Source organism: Limnofasciculus baicalensis BBK-W-15 (genome assembly GCF_024178385.1).
In the GTDB taxonomy this organism is placed as follows: Bacteria; Cyanobacteriota; Cyanobacteriia; order Cyanobacteriales; family Coleofasciculaceae; genus Limnofasciculus; species Limnofasciculus baicalensis.
The window spans coordinates 1-3,635 of the sequence record NZ_JAMZMM010000493.1; the positions used below are offsets into that span (position 1 = coordinate 1).

At 42.3% G+C, this 3,635-nt stretch carries 3 protein-coding genes; 1 reads left to right on the plus strand and 2 read right to left on the minus strand.

All coding sequences use genetic code 11. The annotated features are described in order from the left end of the window. Window positions 1-93 precede the first annotated feature (93 nt). Window positions 94-1,515 carry a Pvc16 family protein gene (locus NJ959_RS27135; RefSeq protein ID WP_254014877.1) on the minus strand — a complete coding sequence of 474 codons (1,422 nt, stop codon included), beginning with the start codon at window positions 1,513-1,515 and terminating at the stop codon, window positions 94-96. Continuing rightward, window positions 1,512-1,658, minus strand: a complete 147-nt coding sequence (locus tag NJ959_RS27140) for a helix-turn-helix domain-containing protein (RefSeq protein WP_254014878.1) — start codon at window positions 1,656-1,658, stop codon at window positions 1,512-1,514. The genes NJ959_RS27135 and NJ959_RS27140 overlap by 4 nt, the downstream gene beginning before the upstream one ends. 303 nt (window positions 1,659-1,961) lie before the next feature. Here NJ959_RS27140 and NJ959_RS27145 point away from each other — a divergent pair. Beyond that, window positions 1,962-3,635 (plus strand): potassium channel family protein (locus tag NJ959_RS27145; RefSeq protein ID WP_254014879.1); only part of this gene is annotated, 1,674 nt, incomplete at its 3' end.

Here is a 3,635-nt window from a genome sequence, read left to right on the forward strand (position 1 = left end):
GGGGAGTGGGGAATGGGGAATAGGATGAAAATATTTTTTTACTTATATCCTTCATCCTTCATCCTTTATCCTTCATCCTTCATCCTTCATTGTTTATTTTATAGTAATTTTCGGACCGATATATTGATTGAACGTCTTACTCTTTGGCTTGGTATCAACAGTTAGCTGACTTTCTGCACCATCAACCTGCAAGCGTACTAAATATTTCCCTGGTTTCACCCCATAAATAGGTACTGTAACCGTGGCACAGTCGGTGCGACGTGGTGCAGCTTCAAATAAATAAGTAGCTGGATTGTTGATAGATGCCTCATTAAGAGCTAAAATCACTTTTTGCTTTTTGCCAATAGTGAGATTGCTCCGCACCCGCACTTCTGCTTTTTGGATCTCATCTTCCTCACGTTTTTCAACTTTTTCAACTTTTTCTTCTTCCTCAGCTTCCTCACCTTTTTCAACTTTTTCACCTTTTTCAAATTTTTCACCTTTTGACACACTCAGTTTCGTTATGGTTGGACGTAGTGTAAAAGGAGCAAGATTTGATTGAACAGCAGGAATTAAGGGGGGTATTCCATTAGATTTTGGTGTTTTAGTTTTACTACCATTAGCAGGTGTCTGAGATGTCTCCTGACTAGAACCCATTTTTGGTGGGATGGGCAGACGATGAATCACCTGTAAGCTGTGGATTCCAGCTCGTAGCTCACTGGCTGGTAAAGAGGAAAGGGGTACAATAATTTCGGTATCTTTAATTTCTGTTGGTTTCAGCTCCTGTCCATCGATCACAACCTGAGTTACATTACTTTTCAAATTCTTGCCTTGAATTAACAGGATGCTGTCTGCTAGAATCGGCTCAAATTTACCTGCCTGGGCAATAACTACATCAATTTTTGGCTGATTGGAAAAGGGCATTACGCCACCAAAATGACGAGCGCGTACTGGTAAGGCTACCTCAGATGGCGCTTGCCCTTCAATAATTACCACACTTGCTCGGTAAGCAACCGATAGCTTATAGGGAGCTTGGAAAAATACGGACCATGCTTTAGATAAATCTTCCAAGGATAAATCCAGGGGGATAATGTTGATCTCTTCTATTTGATCTACTAGGTTAGAATCCGCCAAAAAGTCAAAGTTATTATCGGCAATTGTCTCCAGAATCATTTCTTTAGTTAAAACTCTTTGATCCGTGAGGGCGCGGATCGCAGCACCTATCAAACATTGTGGTTCTAATTTAGTATCATCGCCATAGGCACTGATCATATAATGCAAATCCAGGGCGCTTCGCCATTTTTTTGCCATTTCTCCCGGACGACTACGCCCACCCATATTACCACCTTGACCCCACACGGGATTGCTGGAAATGAAATAAAGAAAGACATTCAATCCTGTAGCTGCTTTCCCAGTCCCCATTATATTAGGTGGAACCGTTGTCGCCCCAATTTCTTGCCCAGGAACACTTGTCGCAATTTGCAAGAATTTTTGCAGTGTTGCAGTTACGGTGGCAATAGCGAGATGGTTGCTCATGTTAATTTTAAGGCTTGATTTACTGTCGCCGCCTCCCCGACTACATGGAATCGGAAAGAGCCGTTATTGCTGTAGAAGTTTAGCAGAGTTTGCAATCCTTTGTGAAACATGGGATCGTCATCAACTAGTAAAATTGAAACCAACTGGGTTCCCGTCATCTAGTAGTCTGTAGGTTGCTAGATCTAGTAGTCTGTGGGTTGCTAGATATATAATTATAGCTTTTCTAATTTTTGAGAGCCGATTCCGGGTATATGAGGTACTTCAGAAACCGGGTTTCTCCAAGAAACCCGGTTTCTTAGCCTCTGTGAGTGTTAGGTTTAATTCTGCCTACTTGCGGAACAATTTTAGCAGTGGTGTCTTGAGATACAATAATTTTAGATCATCTGAATGAGAATAGGGGTTTAAATAATAAAAGGCAGGAATCTGTCTATCAATAAAACTAATTCATGAAACCCCGTATTATTGTCTGTGGTTTAGGTCGCACTGGATATCAAATTTTTTCTCTGCTCAGAGAACAGGGGGCTGCTGTTGTTGGTATTAGCGATCGCGTAATTCCTGGTGAAGGAGATGATGTGACGATCGGAGATTTTAGGGCGGCTTCTACATTGCTAGAAGCTGGGATTAAGGATGCCCATACTTTGGTTCTCTCTTGTAGCGATGATGCTTTAAATCTCGCTATCCTCACTCAATCACGGTTAATAAATCCCCGGATTCGGATTATTAATCGGTTATTTAATCATAGCCTGGGTGAACGATTAGATCTGATTCTCCCAGATCATTTTAGCATGAGTGTGGCGGCTTTGGCTGCTCCTGTCTTTACTTTTGCAGCCCTGGGAGATCGAGCTATTGGGCAACTACAACTGTTTAATCAAACTTGGCCGATTCATGAAGAATATATTGATGAAAATCACCCATGGATTGGTCGATCGCTGGGCGATCTGTGGGAAGCGCGATCGCGGATGTTAATTTACTATTTACCTGTCAGTGGTCATATTAATTTAGTGGCGGCTGTGGTACAGCGGCTCAAGTTGGAAGTAGGCGATCGCATAATTGTTGGCACTAAACCCAATATCCGTAGCCGTCGGCGTTCCAGGTTGCAAAAATTCCTCAAAGCGATCGCAAACTTACAACAGTTTCAGCGCCATGCTCAGTCGATGTTGTTAGTGACACTTGTCCTATTTTTGACAATCTTTTTGGCGACGGTGACTTATATTAGTGTTGATTTCAATACTTCAGTTGTCGATGCCATTTATTTTTCTGTGGGGATGATTACCGGGGCAGGTGGGGAAGAACAAGTCGTTGAAAAATCTCCTGACAGCATTAAGTTTTTTACCGCGATCATGATGTTAGTGGGGACGGGGACAGTTGGTATTTTTTATGCCCTACTCAATGATTTTATTTTAGGAACTCGTTTACGTCAGTTTTGGGATGCGGCACGGGTTCCCACTCGCAATCATTATATTATCTGTGGCTTGGGAGGGATTGGGGTACAAATTATTAATCAACTTCATAATAATGGTTATGAAGTTGTAGCTATTGAGCGAGATCCCGATAACCGTTTCCTGGGAGTTATTCGTTCGTTAGGAGTACCTGTAATTTTAGGAGATGGGAGTTTGTCTACAACTCTAGAATCGGCAAATATTCAGAAGGCTGAGGCACTATTAGTTGTGACGAGTAACGATATGACTAATGTGGAGATTGCCCTCAGTGCTAAGGCTTTGGCTCCTAATTTACGAGTTATTGTTCGGAATCATGACTCCCAATTTGCCCGTGGCGTGCAACAGGTATTTAATTTTGAGGTAGTCTTGAGTCCTACAGAATTAGCTACCCCTGCATTTGCGGCTGCTGCTTTGGGGGGACGAATTTTAGGGAATGGCATTACTGGGAATACTCTTTGGGTGGCATTAGCGATCGCAATTACTCCCGATCATACCTTTTGCCGACGACGGGTGAAAGATTTAACTAGGGAGGTTGATTTTGTCCCCTTATATATTGAATCAAAATGCCAGACTATCCACGGGTGGGATTTATTTGAAACTTTGCTAACTCCTGGTGATGTTTTATATTTGACTATTCCTGCTAGTGAATTAGATCAATTGTGGCGGGTTACTCCTTCTCAG

What these genes read in the sequence shown, in the direction of transcription:
- NJ959_RS27135 (WP_254014877.1), bottom strand. Translation starts at nt 1,515, where the DNA reads ATGAGCAACCATCTCGCTATTGCCACCGTAACTGCAACACTGCAAAAA.